Origin of the sequence: Alteromonas halophila (assembly GCF_014651815.1) — a bacterium.
Lineage (GTDB): Bacteria > Pseudomonadota > Gammaproteobacteria > Enterobacterales > Alteromonadaceae > Alteromonas > Alteromonas halophila.
In genome coordinates this window covers 1-833 of the sequence record NZ_BMXP01000035.1, presented here as the reverse complement: position 1 = coordinate 833, position 833 = coordinate 1, and the positions used below count along the sequence as shown (strand labels likewise).

Below are 833 nucleotides of genomic sequence, written 5' to 3'. Positions count from 1 at the left end.
TAAGCTCTGGAAGGGTTGTTTTAGACTAAGACGTTGATAGGCAGGATGTGGAAGCGTTGTAAGGCGTTAAGCTAACCTGTACTAATTGCCCGAGAGGCTTAACCATACAACACCCAAGAAGCTTTTACCTACAAACACTTGCTTCGCAAGTGGGCGTGTAAAATGGCTTAACCGACGATGTAAAATCGTCTGGCCATTTTCCTACTCGCTAAAGCGGGTTGAGGTAGCGCAACTGAGTGTTGTAGACAAGCTAAGAAATATGTAAGTAGAGTAGTGACGTTACTCGATAGATTGAATATCAGACTTTCCCGATTGTTATGTTATTGACGTAAGTCGGTAACAACCAGTTTTGTCTGGCGGCCATAGCGACGTGGCACACACCGCCAGACTCCTAATTTGAAAACGAAAAGGCCACCCAAACGGGTGGCCTTTTTCGTTTTAGAACTAAAAGTTCGCTTGCTACGCCCGCATAGCGAAACCTAACCCATCATGCATATTTAAACGGCTCGGACTGCACAGGCTCAGGTGGAACAACCCATCCCTGGTGCACCGACCAGTCTCGCCATCCATGGCGAGCCGTTCAGTCGGCTGCGTTATGCCACTGGCATAACGGTCCTCCTTCACCCCCATGTGAGAGTAGCACACCGCCAGATTCCTATTCTAAGAGAAAGGGCTATCCATTTGGATGGCCCTTTTCTCGTTTCTGGTGTTAGCAACAGTGCAAAACTGATCCACCCCAACAATTGAAAAGTGATCCACTGTGGACTAACTGATCCCTCCATAAGGAGGGACTTATGCTCACATTGGAACAATTTATGGAGATTCAAATCCTC

At 47.3% G+C, this 833-nt stretch carries 1 rRNA gene; it reads left to right on the top strand.

From position 1 onward, the window contains the following. A 23S ribosomal RNA gene (locus IE054_RS17795) occupies positions 1-106 on the top strand; the annotation flags it as partial. Between the last annotated feature and the right edge of the window lie 727 nt (positions 107-833).